The organism is uncultured Psychrobacillus sp. (assembly GCF_938022135.1).
GTDB lineage: Bacteria > Bacillota > Bacilli > Bacillales_A > Planococcaceae > Psychrobacillus.
Genome location: NZ_CALIED010000076.1, coordinates 115,670 through 142,353 on the forward strand (window position 1 = coordinate 115,670; position 26,684 = coordinate 142,353).

Below are 26,684 nucleotides of genomic sequence, written 5' to 3' on the forward strand. Positions count from 1 at the left end.
CTAGTATCGTTTTTGGAATTTGTTACGGATGAAAACTGCTATTGCATTCATAAACAGTAAGAAAATCATCAAAACTAATATTCCCGCAGCTGCAACATATTGAAAATCCACTTGTGGTCTTTTTGCCCAATCGTAAATTTGCATAGGAAGAGCTGTAAATTGGCTTAACGGTCCATCGGGTAGAAAATGTATAATAACTGGTACACCTATAACAACTAACGGAGCAGTTTCACCGACAGCTCGAGATAATGCTAAAATTGCACCAGTCAAAACCCCGGGAATAGCTGAAGGAAGCACTATTTTAATAATTGTTTGCCATTTGGTTGCTCCCATTCCATAGGAAGCTTCCCGAACCTCCGATGGAACAGAGCGTATAGCTTCTTGAGATGCCACAATAATTACCGGTAAGATTAACAAGCTCATAGTAAAGCCTGCTGCTAATACACTATTCCCTAATGCCAATGCACGCACAAAAATAGTTAATCCTAACAATCCAAAAACAACGGATGGAACTCCCGCTAGATTAGATATATTCATCCTTATAAAATCATTCCATCTATTTTTCTTTGCATATTCCTCTAGATATATTGCTGTTCCAACTCCTAATATTAAGGAAACTGGAGCGACAACTACCATCAACCAAATAGATCCCACCAATGCCGCTTTAATACCTGCTTTTTCTGGAAATCTGGAGCCATAGTTTTGAAAAAATTCAGGTGTAATGTAACCCGCACCTTGCGAAATAATTCGGTAGAATAAAATACCCAAAGCTAATAAAGCAAATAATGTTGTTAATAGAAAAAAAAATTTAAACACCATATTTATCGTCAGCCTACTAGTCATCCTTTTCACTACCGTATCATGTTCTACGTATCTCATTTAATATTCCTCCCGAAATCTTCTCGATATAACATGAGCAAGATAGTTCATGAACAACGTAAATAAGAATAATGTAAAACCTACTGCATAGATCGAATAGTAAATGGTTGTTCCATAACCGGCATCACCAGAAGACACTTGGACAATGTAAGCCGTCATTGTTTGTATAGATTCTGTTACATCCAAGTCAAACTTTGGTGTTGAACCCCCTGCCAAAGAAACGATCATAGTTTCGCCGATTGCTCTAGACATGGCAAGCACAATAGAAGCAATAACTCCCGAAACTGCAGCAGGTAAGACGATCTTTAAAGCTACTTCTAATTTCGTTGAGCCAATTGCTATTGCGCCTTCTCTAATGGAGTTTGGTACGGATGACATGGCATCCTCCGACAATGAAACAATCATTGGTAAAATCATTATGCCAACGACAATTCCTGGACTCAAGGCATTAAATATTTTTAAATCAGGTATGATCTGTTGCAATAAAGGAGTGACAAAAGTTAATGCAAAAAAACCATACACAATAGTAGGAATACCTGCTAATACTTCTAAAATAGGCTTAATAATTCTTCTTGTTTTATCACTTGCATATTCACTTAAATAAATTGCTGAACCAATACCAAATGGGACTGCAACAACCCCAGCTATAAAAGCCACCTTCAATGTTCCTACTATTAATGGCAGAATCCCAAACAGCTGCTCTGTATTTGCAAATGGATACCATTCCGTTCCAAATAAGAATTCTGTAATCGAAATACGGGAAAAGAAAATAATTGTTTCCACTACTAACGTTATTATTATTCCAAAAGTGGTAAGGACAGAGACAGATGCAATAAGCATGAGGATATATGGAATAATCTTTTCAAATTTTTTAGAGTTACCTGCGCGAGATTTTACAATTAGTTCTTGAATGGAAGTACTCTCGGTTAGTCTTTTTACCACAGTAAATCCCCCTTTTCCAACGAAAGAAATGAGCAGCAGCAAGCTACTCATAAATCTTCCACATATAAATCTCTATTACTTAAGTGCCTCTAAGTCTGCTAGCCCTTTATTATATTTTTCTTCAGGTAAACTCACATATCCAACCGCCTCTGCCATATCACCGGCATGTTCAATGGTAAATTTCATGAAATCATAGAAAGCTGGATTTTCTTTAATGGCACGATTGTTAGCGTAAACGAATAAGGGACGTGACAACGGTGAATAATCTCCAGATTCGATTGTTTCGTTTGTAGGTTCAACACCGTTTACTTTAACTACCTTTAATGTCTCTTGGTTAGCTAGATAGTATGCATACCCAAAGAAACCAATCGCATTTTTGTCACCTTGTACTCCTTGCACAAGAACATTGTCATCTTCAGATAACGTTGCACTTTTAACCAAATCCGCTTCATCTAATATCACTTCATCAAAGTAGTCATATGTGCCAGAATCCGTGCCTGGGGAGTAGTATACAATCTCTTCCTCTGGCCACTCTGGGTTAATATCTGACCATTTTTTCTTTGTCCCATCTTCTATCCACATCTTTTGTAATTCTTCTATAGTTAAAGAATCTACCCAGTCATTTTCTTTATTTACTACTAGGGATAATCCGTCGTACGCAATTTGAAATTCTGAGAAGTCAATATTTGCTTCTGCTAGCTTTTGCTTTTCTTCTTCTTTAATAGGGCGTGACGCATTAGAAAAATCAGTGTCACCAGCGATAAACTTTTCAAAACCTCCACCTGTTCCTGACACTCCCACGGTAACCTGTACTTCTGACTGTTCAGCTGCATACTCCTCTACCACTGCTTCTAAGATAGGCGCCACCGTGCTTGATCCATCTCCAGAAACTTTCCCTTCCAAGACACCTTCTGCTTGGGGTTCACCCGCTTCTGATGAGCTAATATCGGATTCTGCCTCTGCTCCTTCTGTAGAATCTGATCCGCAGGCTCCCAGAACAAATGTCAATCCTGCCATAGTTGTTAATAAAAAGTATTTCCAGCTTTTCATCAGGTTTTTCCCCCTAAAGTATATTTTCTGTCTTACAAGACTTACTTTAAAGTTTGTATATTGAGTGGGTATAAAGGAGATGTAAATAGTTTGTAAATTCAAATATTATAATGTTTACATCTATATTTTGGAGAGTCTATTGTTTGTAGATTTACTTTCTAACAATTCACAGATGAAAGGTTTCCTTCTTATAAAAAGTCACTGACGCAAAATACCACTTTGCTATTCTACAGCCTTCTGCTGAGCTTAGAGACTTCCTAGATCATGTTTTGTAAATGTTTAAATAAAAAAAGTGAAATTGCACAGTCGCAATTTCACTCTTAATGCGGCAAGAGATTGAACTCTAGCCTCTTACTGTTCATCGGTTGTACTTGTTTCTTCACCTTCATCAATTTGGTCATTTGTGAATGCCGGTTTGATAGGAGGTGTTGCCGTAGAATCGTTATTTTCTAACGTACTTTTCTTTTTCTGTATATTAAAGTAAGTATCTACAACCTCACGAGCCATTACACTCGTATAATTTGTTTTATAAGAGGATTCAGTGAATGCATGCGGTACAACAATCGCATAAGCAATTTCTGGGTTATCATAAGGTGCAAAACCTACATGAGTTAAATTAACTGTTCTAACTGATTCTTTCATCGTGTCATCCTTATAATATGACTGGGCCGTTCCTGTTTTACCTGCTGCTGTATAAGGTGCGTTACCAAAAGCTCTAGCACCTGTACCTTGCTTTCCAAAATAAACTCGTTGCATCCCTTTTCGAACATGATTGATCTCTTCCTGCGAATTATCTACCACATTTAAAACGGTCGGTTTAATTTCTTTTACTAACTTCCCTAGAGTGACTCCATCCTCTGATGGCTCACGAATTTCTTTTACGACATGCGGTTTAATGCGTTTACCACCGTTAGCAATAGTGGCAGTATATTGTGCTAACTGTAATGGCGTGTATGTATCATACTGACCAATACTTAAATCTAGTAATTTACCTGACTCTGTTTTACCGATAACACCAGTAGATTCTCCTGGTAAGTCTATGCCTGTTGGGACACCTAAGCCAAACTGAGCATACCCATTACGCATCTTCAAAAATGCATCTGCTCCAAAGTTAACCGGTTGATTTGGCTGATATGTCTTGCCGGCCAAAGCGTATGCTATTTTGAACATATACACGTTGGATGAGCGTTCTAAAGCTGTTAAATCGTTTAAGCGTATTCTTGAGCCTCTATTAAATACAGAGCTTTTTGGCGCTGAACCCTTAATACGAATAGGCTCATCTACCATATAATCCCCTACGCTAATTGCATTTTCTCTATAAGCTGTTAAAACAGTAGCTGGCTTAACAGTAGACCCGAGCTCATAGCCAGTTTTAAATGACCCATAGGCATAGTCTTGTACAGCCCATTTGCCATTCTCTTTTACTAGCCTTTTACCTACTAAAGATAAGACATCTCCCGTATATGGATCTAATATAACTAAGAATGCACTGTTTAAATAATCTGTTCCTGCATTATTATTTTTCATTTGAAGAAGCTGTCTTTCAATAATTCCTTCCATTTCGAGCTGAACTTGACTATCGATTGTCAATACGAGTTCATTTCCTGGCTTCCCATCATAAATGGTACTTACATCAATGACTCGACCTTTACCGTCTGTTATATTTTTTACTACCGTTTTTTGTCCTTGTAGTATTTCTTCATATTGTTGTTCGATATAAGAAGTTCCTACTCGATCATTACGAGTGTAGTCTCTAGATAAGAAATAATTTAGTCGCTCATTTGGAAGTCCTTTTTTCGGAGAGGATACGCTTCCTAATACTGCTAAGGTTGAGTTTTTTACACGTCTCCAGTCAGTTGTCGTGTTTACCCCGACCATATCTGGATCTCCCAGTCTCTCGGAAACTCTAGCAAATTCCTCAGCTGTAACCTCTTTTATGTCTCCTTCTTCCTTGTTCATTTCATCACCTTTAATAATTTGTGGTGATAAGGCATAGCCTGCAGCCATCTCTCGATAGATCGCAATAATTTCCTCTTCCTCGGGGGTAAAGGAATTGAGCTGTTCTTCAGTTAGCTTACTTCTTTGTAAACGGTCGATTGCTCTGTTCTTTTCGCTCGTCGTTAACTCTTCGTTAGATTCGATTTTATTTCGTTCTTTATCTGTCACGAGGTTTTTAGCTTCTTCTGCATTCTCTCTTAACCAATAGTCTTGACGATCACTTTTTGTAATATTGTCTGTATCCTTTTCAATTAACTTACTCAATTTCTTTGCAGTTTCTAACATATCCTCGGATTTCGTGGTCTGCATTTTTGTATAAGTTATAACCTTTTGTGGTTTATTATCGACTAGTATACGTCCTTCACTATCATATAATCGTCCTCTTGGAACGCTAGTGTTTACAGATGTCTCTTCCGTACTCTCCAGTTTTTTGACATACTCTTCCCCTTTTACAATTTGAAGATATCCTAGTCTTAGGATTAAAAGGGTGAACAAAAGAAATATGGAAAAGAAAAGAATGTTCATACGAAAAGTAATGTTTTTCCTTTGTTTTGCTTTTATACTTTGTGCACGTTTTTTTGAAATTTTTCGCATGATATCACCTACTTGTTAAATAATTTTCTTTACTTACAGTGTAACATAAAAAGCACACACTTTTAGACGAAAAAGTGTGTGCTAAGTTTCTTTTTATTGACTTTTTATAATAATAATTATTTTGCTGAAGCGTAACGTTTTGAAACTTCATCCCAGTTTACAACATTCCAGAAAGAAGAAATGTAATCAGGGCGACGGTTTTGGTAATTTAAGTAGTAAGCATGCTCCCAAACGTCTAATCCTAATAATGGAGTTTTACCTTCCATGATAGGTGAATCTTGGTTTGCAGTCGAAGAAATTTCTAACTCTCCGTTTGATACAGATAACCAAGCCCATCCAGAACCGAAACGAGTTGTTGCTGCTTTAGCAAACTCTTCTTTGAAAGCATCAAAGCTACCAAATTTTGCATCGATTGCTTGAGCTAAATCTCCAGTTGGAGTACCACCACCATTTGGTGATAATAGTTGCCAGAATAATGAGTGGTTAGCGTGCCCGCCACCATTGTTACGTACTGCTGTTTTAATGTCTTCTGGAAGAGCGTCGATATTAGCAATTAGTTCTTCTACTGATTTGTTTTCTAAATCAGCTTTACCAGCTACCGCATTGTTTAAGTTTGTTACATAAGTATTGTGGTGTTTCGTGTGATGAATGTTCATCGTTTCCTTGTCGATATGTGGTTCAAGTGCATCGTAAGCGTAAGGTAATTGTGGTAATTCGTATGCCATTATAGTTTCCTCCTAAAGAATAATATAGTAATTTTCTACCCATTTATTAGCGTATCAAAATATGATCAAACGTTCAATTAAAATAGCCTATTATTGTTCTCCTACTTTTGACTGAGTTATACAAAGAGAACAAATACCACTAGCATTACAGTTAATATTACCACTTTAGCTATGGAAGAAGTTAAGAAACCGATTAAAGATCCTATACCAGATTTAATCGCATGTTTTAATCCTTCTCTTGTCACGAATAGTTCAGCTAATACAGCGCCAAGGAATGGTCCAATTATGATACCAGCGACAGGAATAACAAAAGGTCCAAATAACAAGCCGATTGTACTGCCCCATACTCCGGCCTTCGTTCCACCAAATTTTTTAACACCAAGCGCATTGGCAGCCATATCCGCTCCAAACAAAAGAATGACAAATAATATTTGTATTGTCCAGAACAGCCAAGTCAATTCAGTAAAAGAAAAGAACAATCCATACAAAATATAACCAAGTAGCATGAATACTACTGAAGGAATAATAGGATAAAAAGTACCGATATAAGCTATTGCAAAACTTGCTATTATTAAAATCCAGCCAGTAACCTCTATCATGTGCGTCTCCCCAATACGGCTTCTGCCACATTACAAGCATGGTCTCCGATTCGCTCTAAGTTACTTAAAATGTCTACAAACATAATACCTGCTTGACCTGAACATTTACCTTCGTTTACTCGTAGAATGTGATTTTTTCTAAATTGTCTTTCCATTTTATCTATAACATTCTCTTGCTCTGCTACTTCTTGTGCTAATTTTACATCATTAGTATTCAGAGCTTCTATTGCTTTTTCTACTGTTTTTATCGTTAACTCGAACATCTCAGAAACATCCTCTAATGCATCTGGAGTTAAAACTATTCGGTGGACTTCTTGGTATTCTATCAGTTCCAAAATGTTCTCAAAATGATCTCCAACTCTTTCAATGTCCCGAACGGTATCCATTAGCATATTATGTCGGCTAGAATCTTGATCCGACAATGGCTGCGAAGAGATTTTTACTAAGTAATCTGTAATTTTTTGATCTAAATTATTTAATGCGTCTTCAACTTGATAAGCCAAATCTGAATCACGCTTGTTCTTTGTTTTTAGATAAGCATATGTTTTCTCTAATCCTTGTATACTTAGAGCTCCCATACGTAAGATTTCCTCTTTAGCCTGTCCGATAGCGATGGATGGTGATTGTTCGATGAAGTTAACATCTAAATGTTTAGGCTTATATTCTATGGAAACATCGTCTCCAGGTATTAACTTAGTAACAAGATATGCCCAAGCCCCAATCAATGGAAATTGAATAATTGTATTTGCCACGTTAAAGGAACCGTGAGCAAAAGCTATTTGCATCTTGCTTTCTAAATCTAGTACTCCAGAGATCCACTCAATATAAAGAGTAAATGGAATTAACAAAATTAAGAAAATTACTGAACCAATGACATTAAATAGAACATGAGTTGCAGCTGCTCTCTTTGCAGCAACAGATGCACCTAAAGAAGCTAATATAGCTGTAATTGTAGTACCTATATTATCTCCAAAAAGTACTGGTAAGGCTCCTTGTAGAGAGAGTAAATTTTCTGAATATAGACCTTGCAATATAGCAACAGTTGCACTGGAGCTTTGTACTATTAACGTAAAAATTGTTCCTGCCAATAAACCAAGGAAGGAATGATCACTCATTGCGAGAGTGAAATCAGTGAATGCTTCTAACTCTCTTAAAGGCTTCATACCGCCACTCATTAGTTCAAGCCCGAGGAATAACCCACCAAATCCAAATATAACTTCCCCTACATTTTGTACAATATGTTTCTTAAAAAAGAAAATTAAGAACGCCCCTACTGCCATAATTGGAAGTGCATAGCCCCCAACATCAAAGCCTATGATAAACGCAGTTATTGTTGTTCCTATATTTGCTCCCATTATTACACCAATAGCCTGTCGCAGTTTCATAAACCCTGCACTTACTAGACCTACTGTAATTACAGTTGTCCCAGAACTAGATTGAATTAATACAGTTACAATGATTCCGACTAAAACTCCCATAAAAGGGTTAGTAGTATAGCGATCTAAAATATCTCTTAGGCGATCTCCAGCCGATTTTTGTAAACCATCTCCCATATACTTAATGGAGAATAAGAATATCCCAAGTCCTCCAAAAAATTCAAACAACATCTGTTGCCATTCCAATTCCACGATGTCCTTCAACTCCTATTTCGACAAATTCATTCATTTTCTATTATCGTTAATTTGTTTAGCTTATGTAAACACTTACCCGCCATTCTTTACAATATCTTAACAAAGTAAAATTAAATTTACTTTGTTTAGTTCATTCTGATGATGATAATATAGAATAGAAAGGGTGAAATTTATGAATTTATTTCAGCTATTTAAAGCAAGCCTACATAGCCCTAAAAAAATTGCTGCATTTCGACTTATTCCAATCGGAAAGGTAATGCAATACGTGTTTATCTACGTATTTTTCATGACCGCAATCTCCTTTTTCGGATTTATAAACGGTATTTCAGAACAACAACAAAATGTAGAAGGACTAATCGAATACTTTTCTGATATTCAATGGTTAATCTATCCCTTTGCATTTCTATTTTTATTTGTTTTAAATACTATGTTTATATTTGTCCGTATTAGTATCTTTGCCTATTTAGGTACCCTAATACTTCTTCTTTTAAAACGACGTGGAGAATATCGACACCTTTGGAGAACTACGCTGTTTGCTAGTACGGTGCCTATGGTCATTTCTATTGTCATTGCAATCCTGCAATGGTCTAACGATTGGATTCAGCTAGGAATCTATGCTGTTACCTTTGTCTATTTATATATTTCTTTAAAATATTATCCAATAAAGAAATAGCATAATGTCCCCTCCTCCGACATAGAGTTGTTTAGGGGGGGATTTTTTATGAAACTATTTATAGCAACCATTATACTTTTTATATCGTTTTATATTATTAAGGTAGATTTGTTTGAAGGAACAATCCCACTAGCTTATTCAAGTGAAGTCTTAATAGAAGAATGTATGGAATCTCCAGAATATATAGTTGCTGAGATTATGCCCGGAGAAACAATCTATTCGTTGTTTGCCATTTACCCAACTAGTGAAGAAATTTCTTTTACTAAACGATTAAATGATTTTTACGAGCTTAATCCACACTTAAAAAAGCAATCATTTCATGTCGGAGAAAAAGTACTTTTACCTGTTTATACATCACAATCAAACTGTAAAAAAGAAAATTAGAGGTTTCTTCCTTGTCAATTCGTTTGAAAGACTGATAAAATGGTGGATAGTGACGGCATAAAGCCTCAAGAAGGAGAGAATTTCATGAGTGAAATAATTCATCGTTCCAAAACTCGTCCTGTACGAGTTGGAAACTTAACTATAGGTGGCAGTAACGAACTTTTTATTCAAAGTATGACAACAACTAAAACACATGATGTGGAAGCAACCGTAGCTGAAATATTACGTTTAGAGGAAGCTGGTTGTCAGGTTGTTCGTGTAGCTTGTCCAGATGAACGTGCTGCTTATTCGATCGGCGAGATAAAAAAACGTATTAATATTCCATTAGTAGTGGACATCCATTTTGATTATAAATTAGCACTAATTGCAATCGAGCAAGGTGCTGATAAAATTCGTATTAACCCTGGTAACATCGGGCGTAAAGAAAAAGTAGAAGCTGTTGTTAATGCCGCTAAAGCAAAAGGTATTCCAATTCGTATTGGAGTAAATGCTGGTTCATTAGAGAAAAAAATCTTAGAGAAATATGGCTATCCTACTGCAGACGGTATGGTAGAAAGTGCTCTACACCATATTAAAATCCTAGAAGACTTGGATTTTCATGATATTATCGTTTCGATGAAGGCTTCGGATGTTAATCTTGCGATCGAAGCATATCGCAAGGCTTCTGAGGCATTTGATTATCCATTACACTTAGGGATTACTGAGTCAGGAACTTTGTTCGCTGGATCTATTAAGAGTGCTGCCGGCCTAGGAACACTCTTAGCCATGGGTATCGGAAACACATTACGTGTATCGTTAAGTGCAGACCCAGTGGAGGAAGTAAAAGTAGCTCGTGAGCTGCTAAAAGTATTTGGTCTTTCTTCTAATGCGGCTACATTAATTTCTTGCCCTACATGTGGACGTATTGAAATCGACTTAATTTCTATTGCAAATGAAGTGGAAGAGTATATCTCCCATATTAAAGCACCTATTAAAGTAGCAGTACTAGGCTGTGCAGTAAACGGTCCTGGAGAAGCTCGTGAAGCTGATATCGGAATTGCTGGTGCACGTGGCGAAGGTCTATTGTTCCGTAAAGGAAAAATAGTTCGCAAAGTGCCAGAGGAAACTATGGTAGATGAACTTAAGATTGAAATTGATAAAATCGCAGCTGAATATTTTGCGAAACAAGAGTTAGAAAAGCAACAAAAGGAAATTGAAGCTCAACAAGCTTAAGGAGAGATATAAATGACGAATGTACGTTTCGGCATTGATATAGATGGGACAGTAACTTGCCCTACTTCTTTGCTACCTCATATAAATGAAGCATTTAAATGCAACTTGCAATTAGAGGATATTAAAGAATATGACTTAACCAAAGCTTTTGAAGTAGACCAAAAGGAATTTTATGAATGGTTTAAATCCTCTGAGCCAGTCATTTACGCTACATCCCCTATCCAGGCTGATGCGAAAGCTGTTTTATCAGCATGGAAGGAAAAGTATGAGCTATACTTCATCTCAGCTCGTGGAGAAAACGTGATGGATGTAACGCTAAACTGGTTTAAAGAGCAAGAGCTCCTATATGACCATATCGAATTGATTGGTACGCATAACAAAATTGAAACTGCAAGAAAGCATGGGGTTCATGTATTTTTCGAAGACAAGCATGACAATGCTGTTGAAATAAATGAAGAGCTAGATATACCTGTATTATTGTTCAATACCCCATATAACCAGCAGCCAGCTCCTAAGGGAGTCATTCGAGTGAATAACTGGATTGAGGCTAACAATTGGATTGAAAAGGAATTTTCGATGACAATTAAATAAAAAGTTGAAGGGGTAACCTGTTAAGGGTTACCTCCTTTTTTTAGATATAAACCAACTTCATGACTTTGCATAAGATTGCAGAATGTTAATGGCTACAAAAAGCAAAACATTAACCAAAACAAATGAAAAGAGGAATTACGAATGGACATTATTATATTTGGAGCTAGCGGTGGAGTAGGTAAACATTTTACTAAATTGGCATTAGACAACGGTCATTCTGTCACTGCTTATATTCGTACACCTTCCAAGCTAGAGATTAATCACGAGAATCTAACTATTATTCAAGGAGATGCTTTTGACAAGCAAGCTGTCGAAGCTGCTATAAACGGAAAAGATGCCGTTGTTTCGTGTTTAGGCTCCACAACCGGGATGAAAAAATCAACGCAACTAGAGAATATGATGAAAAATGTAGTTGATGGAATGGTAGCAAATAATGTAAGCCGCATTGTTTATACTGCTTCGGCAGGTGTAGAAAATGAAATACCTGGATTAATGGGCAAGATGATGATGAAGATGCTTGGTAACGTGTTAGCCGATCATAAGAATGCGATTGAATATATCAAATCCAATAATTTAACGTATACGATTGTAAGACCTATGGGACTAACGGACAAAGCATTTACTGGGAATTACAAAGAGTCTGCTACAAGCGTTCCTAGTTCCGGAAAATCAATTTCAAGAGCAGATGTAGCTGATTTTATCTACAAGGCGTTAACGGACAGCTCGTATGAAAATACTTCTGTAGGAATAAGCAGCTAATATATATTTTAGCGTAAGTAACACTTTTTAAAGATTTGCCCGTCGACTCCTGGGAAATAGACCGAGCTGAAAGCCTAAGCAGGAGCAAAGCGACGAGGAAAATGGAAGCCGTGCCCCGCAGAAAGCGTCCGCTGTAACGGAAAACAACTACAGGAATGAAAATAGAGAAGCCCCGAAAACTTTACTAGGTCGTAGAGTTTTCGAGGCTTTTTATGTGGTGAAAAATTTTGTTCAGCACTATTCCTAACAGAATAAGTTTTTAATGACACTCTGGACAGTTGCCGTAAATCTCGAACTTGTGATTTTCAATTTCATATCCAGGAATCGAATTTTGGAGCGTTTCCATCGGGCAATAATTTATTTCTTTAATGTTGCCACATTTCAAACAAATAAAATGATGGTGGTGATGATCTACTTCACATTGCATACGAAAGTTCTTTTCGCCGGCAAGCTCTGTTTCTTCTAAAATACCAAGCTCAACAAAAGTACTAAGATTACGGTAAATAGTATCATAGCTCATGCCTGGATGCTCCTCCATCATGACGTCTAATATATCTCTAGCGGTAATATACTTGGTTGTTTTAGAAAAAATATCAAGAATTTGTTCTCGCTTGTCTGTTTTTTTAAAACCTTCTTTTTTAAGAATATCCCATGCTTTATCTATATTCACGTTGCCACCGCTCCCTTTCTACCCTTCTTTTTAACAAAAATAGCTCCAAGTAAAATGACAATAGATGTAACTACAATGGTACCTCCCGGGGCTAAATCAAGGTAAAATGCACTTACTAATCCAATAAGGACAGCTAGCTCACCAAATACTACTGAAAGAATGAGCGCCTGTTTAAAGCTTTTTGACAATCTCATAGCAGCTGCTACAGGTAAGGTCATTAAAGAGGAAACAAGTAAGATTCCCACAATTCGCATAGAGGCAGCTATTACTAGAGCTGTGACTATCATGAATAGCATATGAATCCACTTAGCAGGAAGGCCAGATGCCTTTGCATACTCTTCATCAAAGGATAGTACAAATAGTTCTTTAAACAATAATCCTAAAAACAAGAAGACAACCGCTGCTATACAAATAACTATCCAAAGATCTTGTCTACTAACAGCAGACACCGATCCAAATAAATAACTAAACAAGTCAGAGCTGAACCCTTCGGCTAAGGAGATAAATATGGCACCAAAGCCTAAACCTGCTGACATAATTATTGGAATCGCTAATTCTTCATAGTGCTTATATAAACGACGAAGCCTCTCTATAAAGAGAGAACCAGTAACAGAAGCCACAATGCCCAAATATAATGGGTTTAGTAGCGCAAGTGCTCCTACAGATTGACTAAGGTAAAGACTGCCTGCTATTCCGGCAAGGGTTACGTGACTCAGTGCATCAGCGATTAAGGATAATCTTCTGACAACTATAAACACACCTAATAATGGAGCAATAATTCCAATAATCAATCCGGAAGCAAATGCATTTTGTAAAAACTCATACTGAAAAATAGACTCTATCATGACTGTACCTCACCCTGGTGTTCTACTTTACGGACCGAATGACCGTACCACGATTCTAATTGTTCCTCGCTCATCGATTCCATATCTTTTTTAAAGCCGTGAAAATGAATTCTCTGATTTAGGCAAGCTACATGGCTAATACTTGTTGATACTGCGTCCACATCATGTGTAACTAATACGATAGAAATGTTATGTTCACGATTTAAGTGTACTAACATATTATAAAATGAACGAACATTTTTACTATCAATTCCAACGGTAGGCTCGTCTAGTATTAACACTTTTGGATTACTTATCAAAGCCCTTGCGATAAATACGCGCTGTTGCTGGCCTCCAGAAAGCTCTCCAATATTTTTTTGAGCGAAGTCTTCCATTCCTACTGCTTTTAATGCTTGACGAACTTGTATTTTAACATCATCCGGAAAACGCTTAAACAGACCTATTTGTTTAACCACTCCACTTCTAACGACTTCACTTACGGTTGCTGGAAATCCAGTATTGAATGAATTGGACTTTTGGGAAACATATCCGATCCATTCCCTTTCCTTAAACTGATTAGCTGGCTTTCCAAAGAGAAGTACATTTCCGTTTGATGGCTTCAGTAAGCCCAACATTATCTTTAATAAGGTTGATTTCCCAGAGCCATTGGGACCGATAATAGCTAGAAAATCGCCTTCCTTAATAACTAAATTGATATCGATTAAGGCTTGGGTTTGTTCATACTTATATGAAATATTATGTAATTGAATTAATGGTAAGGCCAATTTGTTTCCTCTATTCTAATTAATAATGATTACGATTTACAAAATAAAAGTATAGAGGATAAATCGTATAGTGTAAATAAAAATGCTTGAAAGGATGTTCTAGTGGATATTGCTAAGTTTATTATTCAGCTACAAACCTGTTCAAAAAAAGAGTTTAAGAAAATACTCAAAGGGTTTGATGTGAAATTATCAGATAAAGAAATAGAGGGCGTCTATCCCTTACTGCAGGAAATATCTATTACTTGGTTGGTTTTAGGTGTCCCTAATGCTATTCAGCAAAAACTTATAAATATTTTAGGTGAAAAACGTGCAATTGCTTTATACGAGCAATTGAAAGAAAAAGGCCCCTCTTCTTTTCAATGAAAAGAGAGGGTCCTAAATGATTGATTATATTTAAACAGTTAGTAATTCTAATGCATTTGGGTTAAAAGTTTTCGTGCGTAGCATCTCAATCTCCATTTTATATGGAGCTTTCTTTGATTTGGCATCCACACCAACAAAAGGAGTCTCTAAAATTTTAGGAATATTTATCAGCTGTGGATGATGCACTACATATTGCAATGCATCAAAGCCAATTTCACCAAACCCTATGTTTTCATGACGATCTTTAGCTGCTCCACAAATATTTTTACTATCATTAATGTGTAGAACTTTTAATCGGTCAATTCCAACCAAATGATCAAAATGATTTAAGACGCCATCAAAATCGTTCACAACATCATATCCGGCATCATGTATATGACACGTATCCATACAAACCGACAAGCGTTCATTATTTTTCACACCATCAAATATTTGTGCAAGCTCTTCAAAGGTCTTACCACATTCAGAGCCTTTACCCGCCATTGTTTCTAAAGCAATTTGCACAGGGTAGTCAGAGCTTAATACTTCGTTTAAGCCTTCGATAATCTTTTGTATACCAGCATCAGCACCAGCACCAACATGTGCACCAGGATGCAATACGATTTGTGTAGCTCCTATAGCTGCAGTGCGCTCTACCTCTTTTTGTAGAAAGTCTACACCTAAAGCAAACGTTTCTGGCTTCGTTGTATTGCCCAAATTAATAATATAAGGTGCATGAACGACAATATTATTTATGCCGTTTTCCTTCATGTGCGCAAGGCCAGCTTCAATGTTTAACTCATCTATTGGTTTTCTGCGCGTATTCTGTGGTGCACCCGTATAAATCATAAATGTATTTGCACCGTACGACGCTGCCTCTTTACTAGAAGCTAGCAACATTTCTTTTCCACTCATGGAAACATGTGATCCTAGTAGCATGGAAGTTCCCCCTTATTTCTTACGGTTTTTGATGCGACGTTCTCTTTTCTTAACTTTATCCATTTCCCATTTCATGTTTCGTTTATATCCTGGTTTAACCTTTTTAGGCTTTCTAACCAACGCTTTTGCTTTTGCATCTATCTCATTTTCGACTTTAGTTCTATTCTTTCTCGCATGTCTCTCTTTCAATTCAGACCATTCGCCATTACTTACATCTTTATGCTCAAATGTAATCCCCATCTTTTCAATACGGTTTAAAGCATCTTCATCAGATGGCTCAAATAAGGTAATAGCTGTTCCAGTTAGTCCTGCGCGGGCAGTTCTACCAACTCGGTGAATGAAAAATTCAAGGTCATCAGGTATTTCGTAGTTTATGACATGGCTTACTCCTGGAATATCGATTCCACGAGCTGCTAAGTCAGTAGCCACAATGTATTGATATTCTAATTCGTGAATTTGCTTCATCACTCGTTTACGATCACGTGGAGAAACATCTCCGTGAACAACGCCAACTTTTATGCCGTTTCCTTGTAAATAGTGTGCTACTTCATCCGCATTCTGTTTCGTATTAGCAAAGATAATCGCTAAATAAGGATTAATACCTTCAATAACGTCTAATAATCTTTTTTTACGAGATTTACTACGTACAGGGACAACAGTAAAGTCAATTCCATCAGCGACCGGACGTTTGTCACCTATTTTAATATGCACAGGTGAATCCATGTATTTCTTAAGGAATGGTTGTAGTTTTTCTGGTATGGTAGCAGAGAATACGAACATTTCTAATTCATCTGGCATTTTTGATGCAAACTGATCGATTTCATTGATAAAACCTAAATCAAATGCAAGATCGGCTTCATCTACCACTAATATTTTTGCGGTATGAACTAAGAGTGCCTGCTCAACTGTTAAATCACGAAGTCGACCTGGAGTACCAACGACTATTTGAGGCTGTGTTTTTAACTTTTCGATTGAACGAGCTTTATCAGTTCCTCCGATAAATAGCTTAGTTTGGATTTCAGTGCCTTCAATTAACTTGTTCAACTCTTTATATATTTGAGTTGCGAGCTCTCTAGTCGGAGAAGTAATTATTGCTTGAACTGCTTGCTTACTAGCATCAATTTTTTCAACAATTGGTATTAAGAAACTATGTGTTTTCCCAGTTCCTGTATGCGCTTGACCAATTGCACTTTTACCTTTTAAGACTAGTGGAATCATTTCTTTTTGAATTGGTGTTGGTTCTTGGAAGCCTAATTTATTTATAGCTTCTAGTAAAAACGGTTGAAAATTATAATCTGTATATTTGGACATTTTAGTCCCTCCCTATCATACCTATATTGTAACACGATTTGTACATAAAACCGATAATTTGCATAGAATAGAATAGTCTGTTTGTTCGAAAGGAGATGAGAAATAAATTGCGCTATGAATCATTTTATCCATTTGCTCAGAGAAGAAACAATTTCTCTAATTTTGGCAATCCAAATTCTTTCCAAAACACGCCCCCTCCTCCACCCAATTTCAATCAAGCACCAAGTGGGCAAGCGAGTGGACCAATTTCAAATTTTATAAGACAATTCCAAGGCAATGGTGGTTCTGCAGATGCTGTTCCTACTCCACCAATTGGTGGATTTAACCAAGGAGGTCCACCGGTTCCAAATGATTTTGGTCAAGGCCCTCCACGTGCAGGAGGATTTAATCCAGGAGGCCCGCCTAATTTCGGTCCTGGGCCGCAAGGATTCGCTCAAGGAGCCGCTACGGCAGGTGCCGCAGCTACAGCAGCGGGTGCAGCGGCAGCAAGTACTGGAGGATTAAGCAGTAAAACCATGTCTTATTTGCAAACAGCTGATAAGTTTATAAATACTGCACAGCAAATTACACCTATGGTTAAACAATGGGCTCCAATGCTTCAAAACGTCCCTGCTCTGTTAAGACTTTACCGTGGATTCTCTGCTGCCCCTGCTGCAGGTGCCGCAGCGAGCGCTGCAACTGCAGCAACAGCAGCGGCTACTGCGACTACAGCAGCTTCAGCGGCAGCTCCAGCTGTTGCCCGAGCAGCTAGTACCGTAGCATCTACTGGCGGTGTCTCTTTACCGCGAATTTTCCAGCCACCATTTTAATATTTTGTAATCATCTCTTTCCTCCGCTATAATATGAGTATGCTCGTATTGAAGGGAGTTTCTTAAAGATGATTGTACAAAAAATTTCGCCTAGAGGATATTGTTATGGTGTGGTGGATGCAATGGTTATTGCAAGGAATGCAGCAATGGATTCATCTCTTCCACGTCCAATTTATATATTAGGAATGATTGTTCACAATAAACATGTAACAGATGCATTTGAGCAGGATGGTATTATTACTTTAGATGGAGAAAATCGCTTAGATATTCTATCAAAGGTCGATACAGGAACGGTCATTTTTACAGCGCATGGAGTTTCACCAGAGGTAAAGGAATTAGCTCGCAAAAAAGGATTAGTTTCCATTGATGCCACATGCCCTGATGTTACCGTTACCCATGATTTAATAAAAGAAAAAACAGCAGAAGGCTATGATATTATTTATATCGGAAAAAAAGGGCATCCTGAACCTGAAGGAGCAATCGGGGTTGCCCCAACTAAAGTCCATCTTGTTCAAACAAATGAGGATATTGAAAGTCTTTCCCTTTCTAATACAAAATTATTAGTCACAAATCAAACTACTATGTCACAATGGGACGTTGTTCATCTCATGGAAAAGCTGAAAGAAAAGTTTCCTCACATTGAGGTACACAAAGAAATTTGTCTTGCCACTCAAGTTAGACAAGAAGCGGTTGCGGAGCAAGCAGGAGAAGCTGAGCTACTAATTGTTGTTGGTGATCCAATGAGTAATAACTCTAATAGACTTACACAAGTTTCTGAGGAAATTGCTGGCACTCCATCTTACCGAGTCGGCGATATATCTGATCTTAAATTAGAATGGCTAGACAATGTTAACCATGTAGCAGTGACTGCCGGAGCTTCCACACCAACACCGATTGTTAAGGAAGTCATCCAGTTTTTAGAGAAATACGATCCAAATGATCCTACAACTCATGATACAACAAAAAAAGTACTTCCCGAGAAAATTCTACCTAAGATTAAAGTTCCTAAACCAGTTACTAAAATAGAGCCTTATACAGTTAACTAACAAAGTAACTTAATTATGTAGAGGTCGATATAGAAGATACTCTAAAATAAGCTTCGAAAATTTACTAATAGTAAAATTTTCGAAGCTTTATTTTTTTGGTAGAATAGCACGTTATAGTCAAATAAGTTTAAAAGGTTCTGTAGATATCTTAGAAGCGATGAATTCACAGTCCAGTTTTTTATTTAGGCACTCCGCTTGCATATATTTTGCAACGCCAATTCTCATAATTTGTTCGATGTGGTGGCCAGGATCAATAACAGCAAGTCCCATCGCTAATGCATCTTGTGCAATATGAAAATATAAGTCCCCGGTTATAAAAACATCTGCCCCTGCTCTTTTAGCAATCGAAATATATTTGTTACCATCTCCGCCTAGTACTGCCACCTTTTGAACGGGTTTATCAAGCGGTCCAACTACTCGAACAAAAGGTACGTTTAGCAATGATTTAACGGTATTTGCATAATCCGCCAAAGAAACTTTCTTTGGTAATAACCCTATTCTTCCAAGCCCCATTTCGTTGACCTGAGTATCCAAACTCATCAAATTGTATGCAGGCTCTTCATAGGGATGATTATTTAACAGGGCTCTTAATACTTTGTTTTTCTTAGATTCAGGTAATACTACCTCTATTTTTTCCTCTTTTACAACCGCTAACTCATTTGGCTTCCCGATATAAGGCTCTGCACTTTCCTCAGGCTTAAACCGGCCTTCTCCAGAGGTTGTAAAGCTACAGCTATTATAATCCCCTATATTACCTGCTCCAGCCTCTGCTAGAGCCTTTCTAACGGTTTCAGTAGCTTCTTTAGGAGTAAATACTTCAAGCTTCATTAAGTTTTCGGAGGTAGTTGGTTCTAATATAGAAATATTCTCTAGCTTCAGTGCTTCAGCTAATAGATCATTAACCCCTCCAGTAGCTATATCCAAATTCGTATGAGCAGCGTATACAGCAATATCATGCTTAATCAGTTTTTCAAACAGACGTCCTTGTGGCATATCTGTACGTATATTCTTAAGCTTACTGTAAATAGGAGGATGATGAGCAATGATTAGCTGACACCCTTGCTCAATTGCTTCATCAACCACTTCGTCGTTCACATCTAATGTCACAAGCACCTTCGTAACCAGCTTATCTAATCTACCGATTTGAAGACCTACCGAATCTCCCTCTACCGCTAAGGAGCGTGGTGCCCATTCTTCAAAGATAGAAATAAGATGTTGTCCATTGGTTTGCTTCATGTTTACAACAGCTCCTTCACTAACGAGATTTTATTCTCTATTTCCTCTACTTTTTGTAAAACTTCCGGAGATGGTGGAATATTTTTTAATTGAGTCAGTATTCTTTCCCATTCTTTCATTTCAACTGACCATTTTTTCTGAAATACACTTGTACAGCTTTGCATTAAAATTGGTCCTAATAAAAGCTCCTGTTCAGTAAGCACCATATTTCCTTTTTTAAGTACAATTACTTCATAAATTTTGGAATGCTCCTCCAAAATTGTTTCTTGATCAATATTCCAGCCTTCTTTAATCGCCCATTCTCTAATTGCTTTTGCGTGAATGTTCGGTTGAAGAATGAGCGTGTGAACGTTAGTAAGTTTATGCTTACCTGCTTCTAGTATGGAAGCAATTAACGGACCACCCATCCCAGCAATTGTAACGGTGCCCACTTGGTCCTCGTCTTCAATCACTTGTAGACCGTCGCCAAAACGCACTTCAATTTGCTTATCCAGGCCTTCACTTTTCACTTGTTTCACTGCAGATTCAAATGGTCCCTTTACTACCTCTCCAGCAATTGCTTTAGAGATTATGGATTGGTGGACCAAGTAACATGGAAGATAAGCATGGTCACTTCCTATATCCGCTAAAATTGTATCCTGTTCGACAAAGGATGCCACAGTTTTCAGTCTATCTGATAAGTTTTTCGCATTCATTCTATACACCTCACCATTATTATAACAAAAATAAAAAAAGACCTCGATTCTTAGAAAGAATCTAGAGGTCTTTTCTTAAAATCTTATTCACCTAGAGATTTGACCCAAGCAGCCATTTCATCCAGGTTTGCTTCTGGTACTAAACCACCAGGCATTGAACCTTTACCATTAGCTAAAATGTCTTTAATTTCATCTTCAGACAATGCTGTACCCACTAATGATGGCCCCATTCCGCCTTCATAAGTGTTACCGTGACAGCTGATACATTTTCCTTGAGCAAGTGCTTCAGGATCGAATTCACCAGCAGTAGCTTCTTCTCCACCTTCAGCAGATTCTCCGCCTTCAGCAGCTTCATGTTCAGCCGTAATTTCTGCTTTATTACCTACTCCATCGATAGATAGGAAGAAAATTAAACCGATACCAAATGCCATAATAAGTATAAATGGGATAATTGGATTCTTTTGCATAGTTAACCCTCCTTCTTTTATACATTCTTTTCTAATATAGAATTAGTCAACACTCATATTGTACTCCATTGTGTCGAAAACGAAAAGTGTTATTGAAGAAAGTTTTATAGCTTTGTGACAAAATCGACATATTTTTAATGTTTAACAACCAATATGTCTAGCTATTACCATTCGTTGTACCTCGGAAGTACCTTCTCCAATTTCAAGAAGTTTCGCATCTCTCATATAGCGTTCTACTTCATATTCTTTCATATATCCATATCCGCCATGAAGCTGAATCGCTTGATCAGCAACCTCCATTGCAATTTCAGAAGCATATAGTTTACACATAGATGCCTCTTTACCAAACGGTCGTCCTTGGTCCTTTAACCAAGCAGCTTTATGCACCATCGTTCTTGCTAATTCAATCTTCATTGCCATATCTGCTAGTTTAAACTGTGTAATTTGAAACTCTGATAATGTTTTTCCAAACTGTTTACGTTCCTTGGAATATTGGAGAGCTCGGTCAAATGCAGCTTGAGCAATCCCTACTGCCATTGCACCTATTCCTATTCTTCCACCGTCTAACGTAACAAGAAATTGTCTGAAACCATTTCCTCGTTTACCTAATAAGTTTTCTTGAGGTACTCTAACATTTTCTATCACTAATTCAGTCGTGTTAGAGGCATTTAACCCCATTTTTTCATAGTTATCAATTACTGTAAAACCATCTGCATCAGTTGGAACTATAATAGCAGAAATCTCTTTTTTACCATCTGACATACCTGTAATAGCAGTCAGTGCAAGATGTTTTGCATAACTAGCGTTTGTAATAAACGCCTTGCTTCCATTTATAACAAAATCATTACCTTCTTCTTTTGCAGTTGTTTGAGTTCCCCCAGCATCTGATCCAGCATTTGGCTCCGTTAATCCAAAAGCACCTAAAGATTCTCCTGTACAAATTGGAACTAAGTACTTTTGTTTTTGTTCTTCTGTTCCGAACAAGCTTAGCGGTGCTCCGCCTAGTGATATATGAGCTGAATAGGTAATACCAGTTGATGCACAGGCACGACTCAATTCTTCAGTCACAATAGCAAAGCTAACTGTATCAGCTCCTGCTCCACCATACTCCTCTGAAAACGGTAAGCCCATCATCCCCATGTCGGCTAACTGTTTAAAGATTTCTTTTGGAAATTCCTTCGTTTTGTCTCGCTCAATTGCTCCGGGAGCTACAACCTCACTAGCAAACTCTCGAATCGTTTTACGAATCATTTGGTGTTCCTGCGTTAAATCAAAATTCATTTTATTCCATCCCCTTTGTAAATAAAAACGCTTACTTTTTTATTATACAAAAGATTATGTAAATAATCATATTAAAACGAATTTGAATCTATTTTTCTTTATTAATCTTTTAGTTCCAATAGAGAAATATAAAATCTACATACATTTCACAGAAAGTAAAATTGATCTCCACTCCAGTCAGCAGCTTTCTATGGAACACCCGATAAGCCATTATCCCATTGCTTAGGTGCATGTGTAGGTTCATTAACTAAAAAAAAAATGAAATTCCACTGGTAACGTGAAATTTCAATCATTAAAAATTGTATTCTATGTAAAAAATGTAATGGAGATGTATACAAATATCAATAAGAGTCCCACAATACCGGAAATAGTAAAATAAATTAGCTTCAATCGTAAGCCAGAAAATAACCATAATATGCAGTTAACTGCAATCATAATTACTAGTGTAGTAGGCTCCGTTATGAAAAAGGCTTCCCATATTTTAAAAGTAATTCCTAATAGTAATAACGCAGAAAATACTAATAGTAAGGGTGATAAGATTGAACTTTTACTAAACTTTTTAATAGATAAGTATGTAAAAACTAGAATTGCAAGTCCCGATAAAATAATAGGTATTATAATGGCCGTTGTGATGAAAACTAGTGAGCCTAAAAGTGCGAGAGTAATAAGACTTATAACGGAAGTAGCCGAGGTTACTTTCAGCTTTGACTTTTTTGCTTCCTTTGCTAGTATGCCATCGTTGATTACTTCGGTTCCCTCTCCTTCCCCTTGAGCATAAAGAGCTGTGAGAAAATCACAGTAATGCTCGGGAAGTAGCTTGTTTTGCTTCCAAAAAGCAATCTCATTCAATATTACTTTTTTTCGTTGAATAGACATATCCATCCTCTTTTCCCTTATATCTCTTTATACTAATCTTTTCGGCTAGTTTCAAGTGCATTTTACGAACACCTTGAAATAAAAAGAAAAGTGAGATGGGTAATCCCACTTTTCAGGAGAAATAAGGCACTAAAAAATACTGTAAAAAAGACACCCTTTATCAGGATGTCTCTTGATTATTCTAAGAAATCTTTTAAACGCTTGCTTCTAGAAGGATGGCGTAATTTTCTTAAAGCCTTCGCTTCAATTTGGCGAATACGTTCACGAGTAACACCAAAAACTTTTCCAACTTCTTCAAGTGTTCTTGTACGTCCATCATCTAAACCAAATCGTAAACGGAGTACATTTTCTTCACGGTCAGTTAAAGTATCTAGTACATCTTCTAATTGCTCTTTAAGAAGCTCATATGCTGCATGATCCGATGGTGACTGTGCATCGGCATCTTCAATAAAATCACCTAAATGTGAGTCATCTTCTTCCCCAATAGGTGTTTCTAAGGAAACAGGCTCTTGAGCAATTTTTAAAATTTCACGAACTTTTTCTGCTGGAAGATCCATTTCTTCTCCGATTTCTTCTGGAGAAGGCTCACGGCCTAAGTCTTGAAGTAATTGACGTTGCACACGAATCAGCTTATTAATAGTTTCAACCATATGCACTGGTATACGAATAGTTCTTGCTTGGTCTGCAATTGCACGAGTTATGGCCTGGCGAATCCACCAAGTAGCATACGTACTGAATTTAAAACCTTTTCTGTGATCGAATTTCTCTACGGCTTTGATAAGACCCATATTTCCTTCTTGAATCAAATCTAAGAAAAGCATTCCACGACCAACATATCGCTTCGCAATACTTACAACTAGACGTAGATTCGCCTCTGCTAGACGCTTTCTCGCTTCTTCATCACCTTGCTCTATTCTTTCAGCAAGTGCAATCTCTTCTGATGCCTTTAAAAGATCTACTCGACCAATTTCTTTTAAGTACATACGTACAGGATCATTGATTTTAACACCTGGGGGAACACTTAAATCATTAAGGTCAAAAGTTTCTTCTTCCTTCCCCTTCATCAAACGATCTAAATCTTCCTCATCTCCAGCTTTACGTCCAAGTTCAATACCCTTGCCTTCTAGCTGATCAATGAATTCCTCGATTTGGTCTGATTCTAAATCGAAAGACGCTAATTTATCTGCTATATCATGATAAGTTACCTCACCATTCTTTTTACCTAACTCAATCAGTTGTTTCTTTGCTTCTAATAATGATAATTCGATGTCCGTTTCTTTTGTACGTTCAGACTTGTCCGCCATAAGAATTCCTCCTTTTACTACCGGATGATTATTGAAAATTTACTAAAGATTTTTTTAACTGAATGGCCTCTTGTGCCAGTTGGAGCGCTTTAGTTATATCCGTCATTTTTTCAGCCTCTTTAGCTTCATGTAACTTTTGCCCAATTTGCTGCTCAATCCGGTATTTTCTAATATGGCGCAAACAGTCCATGACTTCCTCAGTTTCATGTTCTGGATCACGTTCTGAGAGCGCAGCTTCCATTACTATTTTCCTTAATTCACCGTCGTTTAATACTTCTAAAAACCGTTGATAGTCACCTTCCGGATAATCTTCGTAATACCCCATCAAACGAACATACGCAGCTTCGTATGCGTCCCTTATAAAACATGGGCCATCACTTATAGTTCTAATTGCAATGTCAATTACCTGCGGATTATGGAGCATATGTGCTAATAAGATTCTTTCTGCTCTTTCATCAGCTGACAGTGTTCGTTTCTTTTTAGGCAGCTCTTGAGGAGCACCTAAAGGAGTTGAATTGTTGCTATGATTACTACTTTTAGTGTCTCTTGCTTTTTTCCCCTGTATTTTCCGTAAATGTTGATAGATAGCTTCTTCGGATACATTTGTTTCCTGAGAAAGCTGTCGAATATACAGATCCCTTTCTACAGAAGAGTTTCTCTCACTCAGTATTTCCAATATTTCTTGAATATACTGAAGGGTATCATTTTCGTTATTAAAATTCTTATCTCTTTTGGAAACAATCATCATAAATGAAAGATAAGAATGGGGCTTTTCAATAATTTTCTCCTTAAAAGCTTCTTCCCCATAATTCTTAATATAATCATCTGGATCCATGGCATCCGGAATAATAGCAACCTCTGTCTGAATATTTTGCCCTTGTAAAGAGATTGCTGCTCTTTTTGCTGCTTCCATCCCTGCTTTGTCTCCATCGAAACAAAGGGTAACATTGGAGGTTAATCTATTCAGCTTGGTTATATGTTGAGACGTTAATGCTGTTCCCATTGTTGCAACACCATTTGTTATACCCGCTTTAGACGCCGATATAACATCTAAAAAGCCTTCAAAAATAACCACGTTGCGTTTTTTCCTAATGTCTAGTCGCGCTTTATCTAAGTTATAGAGTATCTGGCTTTTTTGAAAGATAGGGGATTCAGGACTATTTAAATATTTGGCTTCATTTTCTTTCTTACCAAGAATCCTTCCAGAGAACGCAACTACATGGCCAGTTTCGTCGAAAACGGGAAACATAATTCTTCCACGAAAGCGGTCAAAATACTTCAATTCATTTTCTTTTCTAATAATAAGTCCAGTTTTCTCAATTTCTTGCAAATCCATACCTTTTCTCTCTAATAAGGTAGTTAGGGCATCCCAGCTAGGCAATGACCATCCTATTTTATACTTTTCGATGAGTTCGGTAGAAAACCCTCTTTCTTGTAAGTAATGTAATGCATTTTCTCCTTCCTCCGTGTGAAGTAAAAGATGATGAAAATATTCGCTAGCAAATTCATGCGCTTTTTTCATAAGAGATACTTCTTTGGAGACCGGTGCTTTCTCTTCAGAAACTTCGGTTGCCTTATGTTCAATCTGCATTCCAAGACGGCTACCTAATTTACTAACAGCTTCATGGAATGAGAGATTCTCAATGTCCATTAAAAACGTAATTACATTTCCACCAGCTCCACAGCCAAAGCAATGAAAAATTTGCTTTTCTTGAGTGACAGAAAAAGATGGGGTTTGTTCACCATGAAATGGACAGAGACCGAAAAAGTTTCTACCTCTTTTTGTAAGCTGAACAAATTCACTAATTACATCAACTATGTCTGTATTATTTCTAACTTGTTCGATTACTTCTTCTTCTATACGATTCATGAATTCACCATCTTTACTTACTACTTAGTATTAATTCGAGAGACTTAAGAAAAATCCTGCAAGAATCGACAAAATATTTACATGATAATACGAAAAATTTCTTTTTTCCACAAATAAATATTATAAAACATTTCAATATATTAATCTATACATTTAATTCGCTTTCGTACATAAAAAAACCTTTTCACAATT

The 26,684-nt window shown here is 37.1% G+C and carries 27 protein-coding genes; 8 read left to right on the forward strand and 19 right to left on the reverse strand.

The genetic code is table 11. The features are described from left to right. The 7 genes from pstA to Q0371_RS16000 form a co-directional block, all read right to left on the reverse strand. The gene (pstA, locus tag Q0371_RS15970) at positions 1–879 is read right to left on the reverse strand and encodes a phosphate ABC transporter permease PstA (protein ID WP_298472804.1); all 879 of its coding nucleotides are present in this window, start codon (positions 877–879) and stop codon (positions 1–3) included. Continuing rightward, positions 880–1,872 (reverse strand): phosphate ABC transporter permease subunit PstC, encoded by a 993-nt coding sequence (pstC, locus tag Q0371_RS15975; RefSeq protein WP_298472806.1) that lies wholly within the window; start codon positions 1,870–1,872, stop codon positions 880–882. A gap of 24 nt (positions 1,873–1,896) precedes the next feature. Continuing rightward, positions 1,897–2,871: a PstS family phosphate ABC transporter substrate-binding protein gene (locus Q0371_RS15980; protein ID WP_298472808.1), complete on the reverse strand. Its 975-nt coding sequence runs from the start codon at positions 2,869–2,871 to the stop codon at positions 1,897–1,899. A 351-nt stretch (positions 2,872–3,222) separates the two neighbouring features. Further along, positions 3,223–5,463, reverse strand: a complete 2,241-nt coding sequence (locus Q0371_RS15985) for a penicillin-binding protein 2 (RefSeq protein WP_298472810.1) — start codon at positions 5,461–5,463, stop codon at positions 3,223–3,225. A 116-nt stretch (positions 5,464–5,579) separates the two neighbouring features. Beyond that, complete coding sequence (locus Q0371_RS15990; RefSeq protein ID WP_169358095.1) at positions 5,580–6,188, reverse strand: superoxide dismutase; 609 nt, start codon at positions 6,186–6,188, stop codon at positions 5,580–5,582. A gap of 116 nt (positions 6,189–6,304) precedes the next feature. Further along, positions 6,305–6,784, reverse strand: coding sequence for a DUF456 family protein (locus Q0371_RS15995; RefSeq protein ID WP_298472925.1), 480 nt, complete (start codon positions 6,782–6,784; stop codon positions 6,305–6,307). Continuing rightward, on the reverse strand, positions 6,784–8,415 hold the full coding sequence (locus tag Q0371_RS16000) for a Na/Pi cotransporter family protein (protein ID WP_298472814.1): 1,632 nt from the start codon (positions 8,413–8,415) through the stop codon (positions 6,784–6,786). The genes Q0371_RS15995 and Q0371_RS16000 overlap by 1 nt, the downstream gene beginning before the upstream one ends. Positions 8,416–8,590: 175 nt before the next feature. On the opposite strand from Q0371_RS16000, the gene Q0371_RS16005 reads away from it, so the two are divergent. The 5 genes from Q0371_RS16005 (at position 8,591) to Q0371_RS16025 (ending at position 12,037) form a co-directional block, all read left to right on the forward strand. Beyond that, the gene (locus Q0371_RS16005; RefSeq protein ID WP_169358093.1) at positions 8,591–9,091 is read left to right on the forward strand and encodes a DUF1189 family protein; all 501 of its coding nucleotides are present in this window, start codon (positions 8,591–8,593) and stop codon (positions 9,089–9,091) included. 48 nt (positions 9,092–9,139) lie between these two features. After that, positions 9,140–9,475, forward strand: coding sequence for a hypothetical protein (locus Q0371_RS16010; protein ID WP_169358092.1), 336 nt, complete (start codon positions 9,140–9,142; stop codon positions 9,473–9,475). A gap of 93 nt (positions 9,476–9,568) precedes the next feature. Beyond that, a complete protein-coding gene (ispG, locus tag Q0371_RS16015; protein WP_251555618.1) occupies positions 9,569–10,687 on the forward strand; it encodes a flavodoxin-dependent (E)-4-hydroxy-3-methylbut-2-enyl-diphosphate synthase in 1,119 nt (372 codons plus the stop codon). A gap of 12 nt (positions 10,688–10,699) precedes the next feature. Beyond that, on the forward strand, positions 10,700–11,278 hold the full coding sequence (locus Q0371_RS16020) for a hypothetical protein (RefSeq protein ID WP_169358090.1): 579 nt from the start codon (positions 10,700–10,702) through the stop codon (positions 11,276–11,278). Between the two features lie 141 nt (positions 11,279–11,419). Beyond that, positions 11,420–12,037 carry an NAD(P)-binding oxidoreductase gene (locus tag Q0371_RS16025; protein WP_251555561.1) on the forward strand — a complete coding sequence of 206 codons (618 nt, stop codon included), beginning with the start codon at positions 11,420–11,422 and terminating at the stop codon, positions 12,035–12,037. Between the two features lie 259 nt (positions 12,038–12,296). On the opposite strand, the gene Q0371_RS16030 is transcribed toward Q0371_RS16025, so the two are convergent. The 3 genes from Q0371_RS16030 to Q0371_RS16040 are packed head-to-tail and all read right to left on the reverse strand — an operon-like array spanning position 12,297 to position 14,316. Beyond that, positions 12,297–12,707, reverse strand: coding sequence for a Fur family transcriptional regulator (locus Q0371_RS16030; RefSeq protein ID WP_169358088.1), 411 nt, complete (start codon positions 12,705–12,707; stop codon positions 12,297–12,299). Next, entirely contained in the window at positions 12,704–13,552 is an 849-nt protein-coding gene (locus tag Q0371_RS16035) for a metal ABC transporter permease (protein ID WP_298472822.1), read from the reverse strand. The genes Q0371_RS16030 and Q0371_RS16035 overlap by 4 nt, the downstream gene beginning before the upstream one ends. After that, positions 13,549–14,316 carry a metal ABC transporter ATP-binding protein gene (locus Q0371_RS16040; protein ID WP_169358086.1) on the reverse strand — a complete coding sequence of 256 codons (768 nt, stop codon included), beginning with the start codon at positions 14,314–14,316 and terminating at the stop codon, positions 13,549–13,551. Before Q0371_RS16040 ends, Q0371_RS16035 begins: the two co-directional genes overlap by 4 nt. A gap of 102 nt (positions 14,317–14,418) precedes the next feature. On the opposite strand from Q0371_RS16040, the gene Q0371_RS16045 reads away from it, so the two are divergent. Further along, positions 14,419–14,679: a hypothetical protein gene (locus tag Q0371_RS16045; RefSeq protein ID WP_298472825.1), complete on the forward strand. Its 261-nt coding sequence runs from the start codon at positions 14,419–14,421 to the stop codon at positions 14,677–14,679. Between the two features lie 30 nt (positions 14,680–14,709). On the opposite strand, the gene Q0371_RS16050 is transcribed toward Q0371_RS16045, so the two are convergent. Beyond that, positions 14,710–15,597 (reverse strand): deoxyribonuclease IV, encoded by an 888-nt coding sequence (locus tag Q0371_RS16050; protein WP_298472828.1) that lies wholly within the window; start codon positions 15,595–15,597, stop codon positions 14,710–14,712. Between the two features lie 12 nt (positions 15,598–15,609). Then, complete coding sequence (locus tag Q0371_RS16055) at positions 15,610–16,908, reverse strand: DEAD/DEAH box helicase (RefSeq protein WP_169358083.1); 1,299 nt, start codon at positions 16,906–16,908, stop codon at positions 15,610–15,612. Positions 16,909–17,015: 107 nt separating this feature from the next. Between Q0371_RS16055 and vrrA the strand changes: the two genes are divergently transcribed. Both vrrA and Q0371_RS16065 read left to right on the forward strand, forming a co-directional pair. Next, complete coding sequence (gene vrrA, locus Q0371_RS16060; protein WP_298472831.1) at positions 17,016–17,717, forward strand: VrrA/YqfQ family protein; 702 nt, start codon at positions 17,016–17,018, stop codon at positions 17,715–17,717. 68 nt (positions 17,718–17,785) lie between these two features. Then, positions 17,786–18,763, forward strand: coding sequence for a 4-hydroxy-3-methylbut-2-enyl diphosphate reductase (locus Q0371_RS16065; protein WP_169358081.1), 978 nt, complete (start codon positions 17,786–17,788; stop codon positions 18,761–18,763). Between the two features lie 117 nt (positions 18,764–18,880). Here Q0371_RS16065 and Q0371_RS16070 read toward each other — a convergent pair whose 3' ends face one another. The 7 genes from Q0371_RS16070 to dnaG form a co-directional block, all read right to left on the reverse strand. Continuing rightward, the gene (locus Q0371_RS16070) at positions 18,881–19,999 is read right to left on the reverse strand and encodes a Nif3-like dinuclear metal center hexameric protein (RefSeq protein WP_298472835.1); all 1,119 of its coding nucleotides are present in this window, start codon (positions 19,997–19,999) and stop codon (positions 18,881–18,883) included. A 2-nt stretch (positions 20,000–20,001) separates the two neighbouring features. After that, complete coding sequence (locus Q0371_RS16075) at positions 20,002–20,694, reverse strand: tRNA (adenine(22)-N(1))-methyltransferase TrmK (protein ID WP_298472838.1); 693 nt, start codon at positions 20,692–20,694, stop codon at positions 20,002–20,004. Between the two features lie 83 nt (positions 20,695–20,777). Then, entirely contained in the window at positions 20,778–21,161 is a 384-nt protein-coding gene (gene cccA, locus Q0371_RS16080) for a cytochrome c550 (protein WP_169358078.1), read from the reverse strand. A gap of 141 nt (positions 21,162–21,302) precedes the next feature. Continuing rightward, positions 21,303–22,442, reverse strand: a complete 1,140-nt coding sequence (locus Q0371_RS16085) for an acyl-CoA dehydrogenase family protein (RefSeq protein WP_169358077.1) — start codon at positions 22,440–22,442, stop codon at positions 21,303–21,305. 306 nt (positions 22,443–22,748) lie between these two features. Next, complete coding sequence (locus Q0371_RS16090) at positions 22,749–23,318, reverse strand: hypothetical protein (RefSeq protein WP_298472843.1); 570 nt, start codon at positions 23,316–23,318, stop codon at positions 22,749–22,751. Between the two features lie 176 nt (positions 23,319–23,494). Next, a complete protein-coding gene (rpoD, locus tag Q0371_RS16095) occupies positions 23,495–24,622 on the reverse strand; it encodes an RNA polymerase sigma factor RpoD (protein WP_169358075.1) in 1,128 nt (375 codons plus the stop codon). 28 nt (positions 24,623–24,650) lie between these two features. Beyond that, positions 24,651–26,492 carry a DNA primase gene (gene dnaG / locus Q0371_RS16100; RefSeq protein ID WP_298472846.1) on the reverse strand — a complete coding sequence of 614 codons (1,842 nt, stop codon included), beginning with the start codon at positions 26,490–26,492 and terminating at the stop codon, positions 24,651–24,653. Positions 26,493–26,684: the final 192 nt, after the last annotated feature.

Coding starts and splice junctions, on each gene's coding strand:
- pstA (WP_298472804.1), bottom strand. CDS start 879: ATGAGATACGTAGAACATGATACGGTAGTGAAAAGGATGACTAGTAGG.
- pstC (WP_298472806.1), bottom strand. CDS start 1,872: ATGAGTAGCTTGCTGCTGCTCATTTCTTTCGTTGGAAAAGGGGGATTT.
- Q0371_RS15980 (WP_298472808.1), bottom strand. CDS start 2,871: ATGAAAAGCTGGAAATACTTTTTATTAACAACTATGGCAGGATTGACA.
- Q0371_RS15985 (WP_298472810.1), bottom strand. CDS start 5,463: ATGCGAAAAATTTCAAAAAAACGTGCACAAAGTATAAAAGCAAAACAA.
- Q0371_RS15990 (WP_169358095.1), bottom strand. CDS start 6,188: ATGGCATACGAATTACCACAATTACCTTACGCTTACGATGCACTTGAA.
- Q0371_RS16005 (WP_169358093.1), top strand. CDS start 8,591: ATGAATTTATTTCAGCTATTTAAAGCAAGCCTACATAGCCCTAAAAAA.
- Q0371_RS16010 (WP_169358092.1), top strand. CDS start 9,140: ATGAAACTATTTATAGCAACCATTATACTTTTTATATCGTTTTATATT.
- Q0371_RS16020 (WP_169358090.1), top strand. CDS start 10,700: ATGACGAATGTACGTTTCGGCATTGATATAGATGGGACAGTAACTTGC.
- Q0371_RS16025 (WP_251555561.1), top strand. CDS start 11,420: ATGGACATTATTATATTTGGAGCTAGCGGTGGAGTAGGTAAACATTTT.
- Q0371_RS16035 (WP_298472822.1), bottom strand. CDS start 13,552: ATGATAGAGTCTATTTTTCAGTATGAGTTTTTACAAAATGCATTTGCT.
- Q0371_RS16050 (WP_298472828.1), bottom strand. CDS start 15,597: ATGCTACTAGGATCACATGTTTCCATGAGTGGAAAAGAAATGTTGCTA.
- Q0371_RS16055 (WP_169358083.1), bottom strand. CDS start 16,908: ATGTCCAAATATACAGATTATAATTTTCAACCGTTTTTACTAGAAGCT.
- Q0371_RS16065 (WP_169358081.1), top strand. CDS start 17,786: ATGATTGTACAAAAAATTTCGCCTAGAGGATATTGTTATGGTGTGGTG.
- Q0371_RS16070 (WP_298472835.1), bottom strand. CDS start 19,999: ATGAAGCAAACCAATGGACAACATCTTATTTCTATCTTTGAAGAATGG.
- Q0371_RS16075 (WP_298472838.1), bottom strand. CDS start 20,694: ATGAATGCGAAAAACTTATCAGATAGACTGAAAACTGTGGCATCCTTT.
- cccA (WP_169358078.1), bottom strand. CDS start 21,161: ATGCAAAAGAATCCAATTATCCCATTTATACTTATTATGGCATTTGGT.
- Q0371_RS16085 (WP_169358077.1), bottom strand. CDS start 22,442: ATGAATTTTGATTTAACGCAGGAACACCAAATGATTCGTAAAACGATT.
- Q0371_RS16090 (WP_298472843.1), bottom strand. CDS start 23,318: ATGTCTATTCAACGAAAAAAAGTAATATTGAATGAGATTGCTTTTTGG.
- rpoD (WP_169358075.1), bottom strand. CDS start 24,622: ATGGCGGACAAGTCTGAACGTACAAAAGAAACGGACATCGAATTATCA.
- dnaG (WP_298472846.1), bottom strand. CDS start 26,492: ATGAATCGTATAGAAGAAGAAGTAATCGAACAAGTTAGAAATAATACA.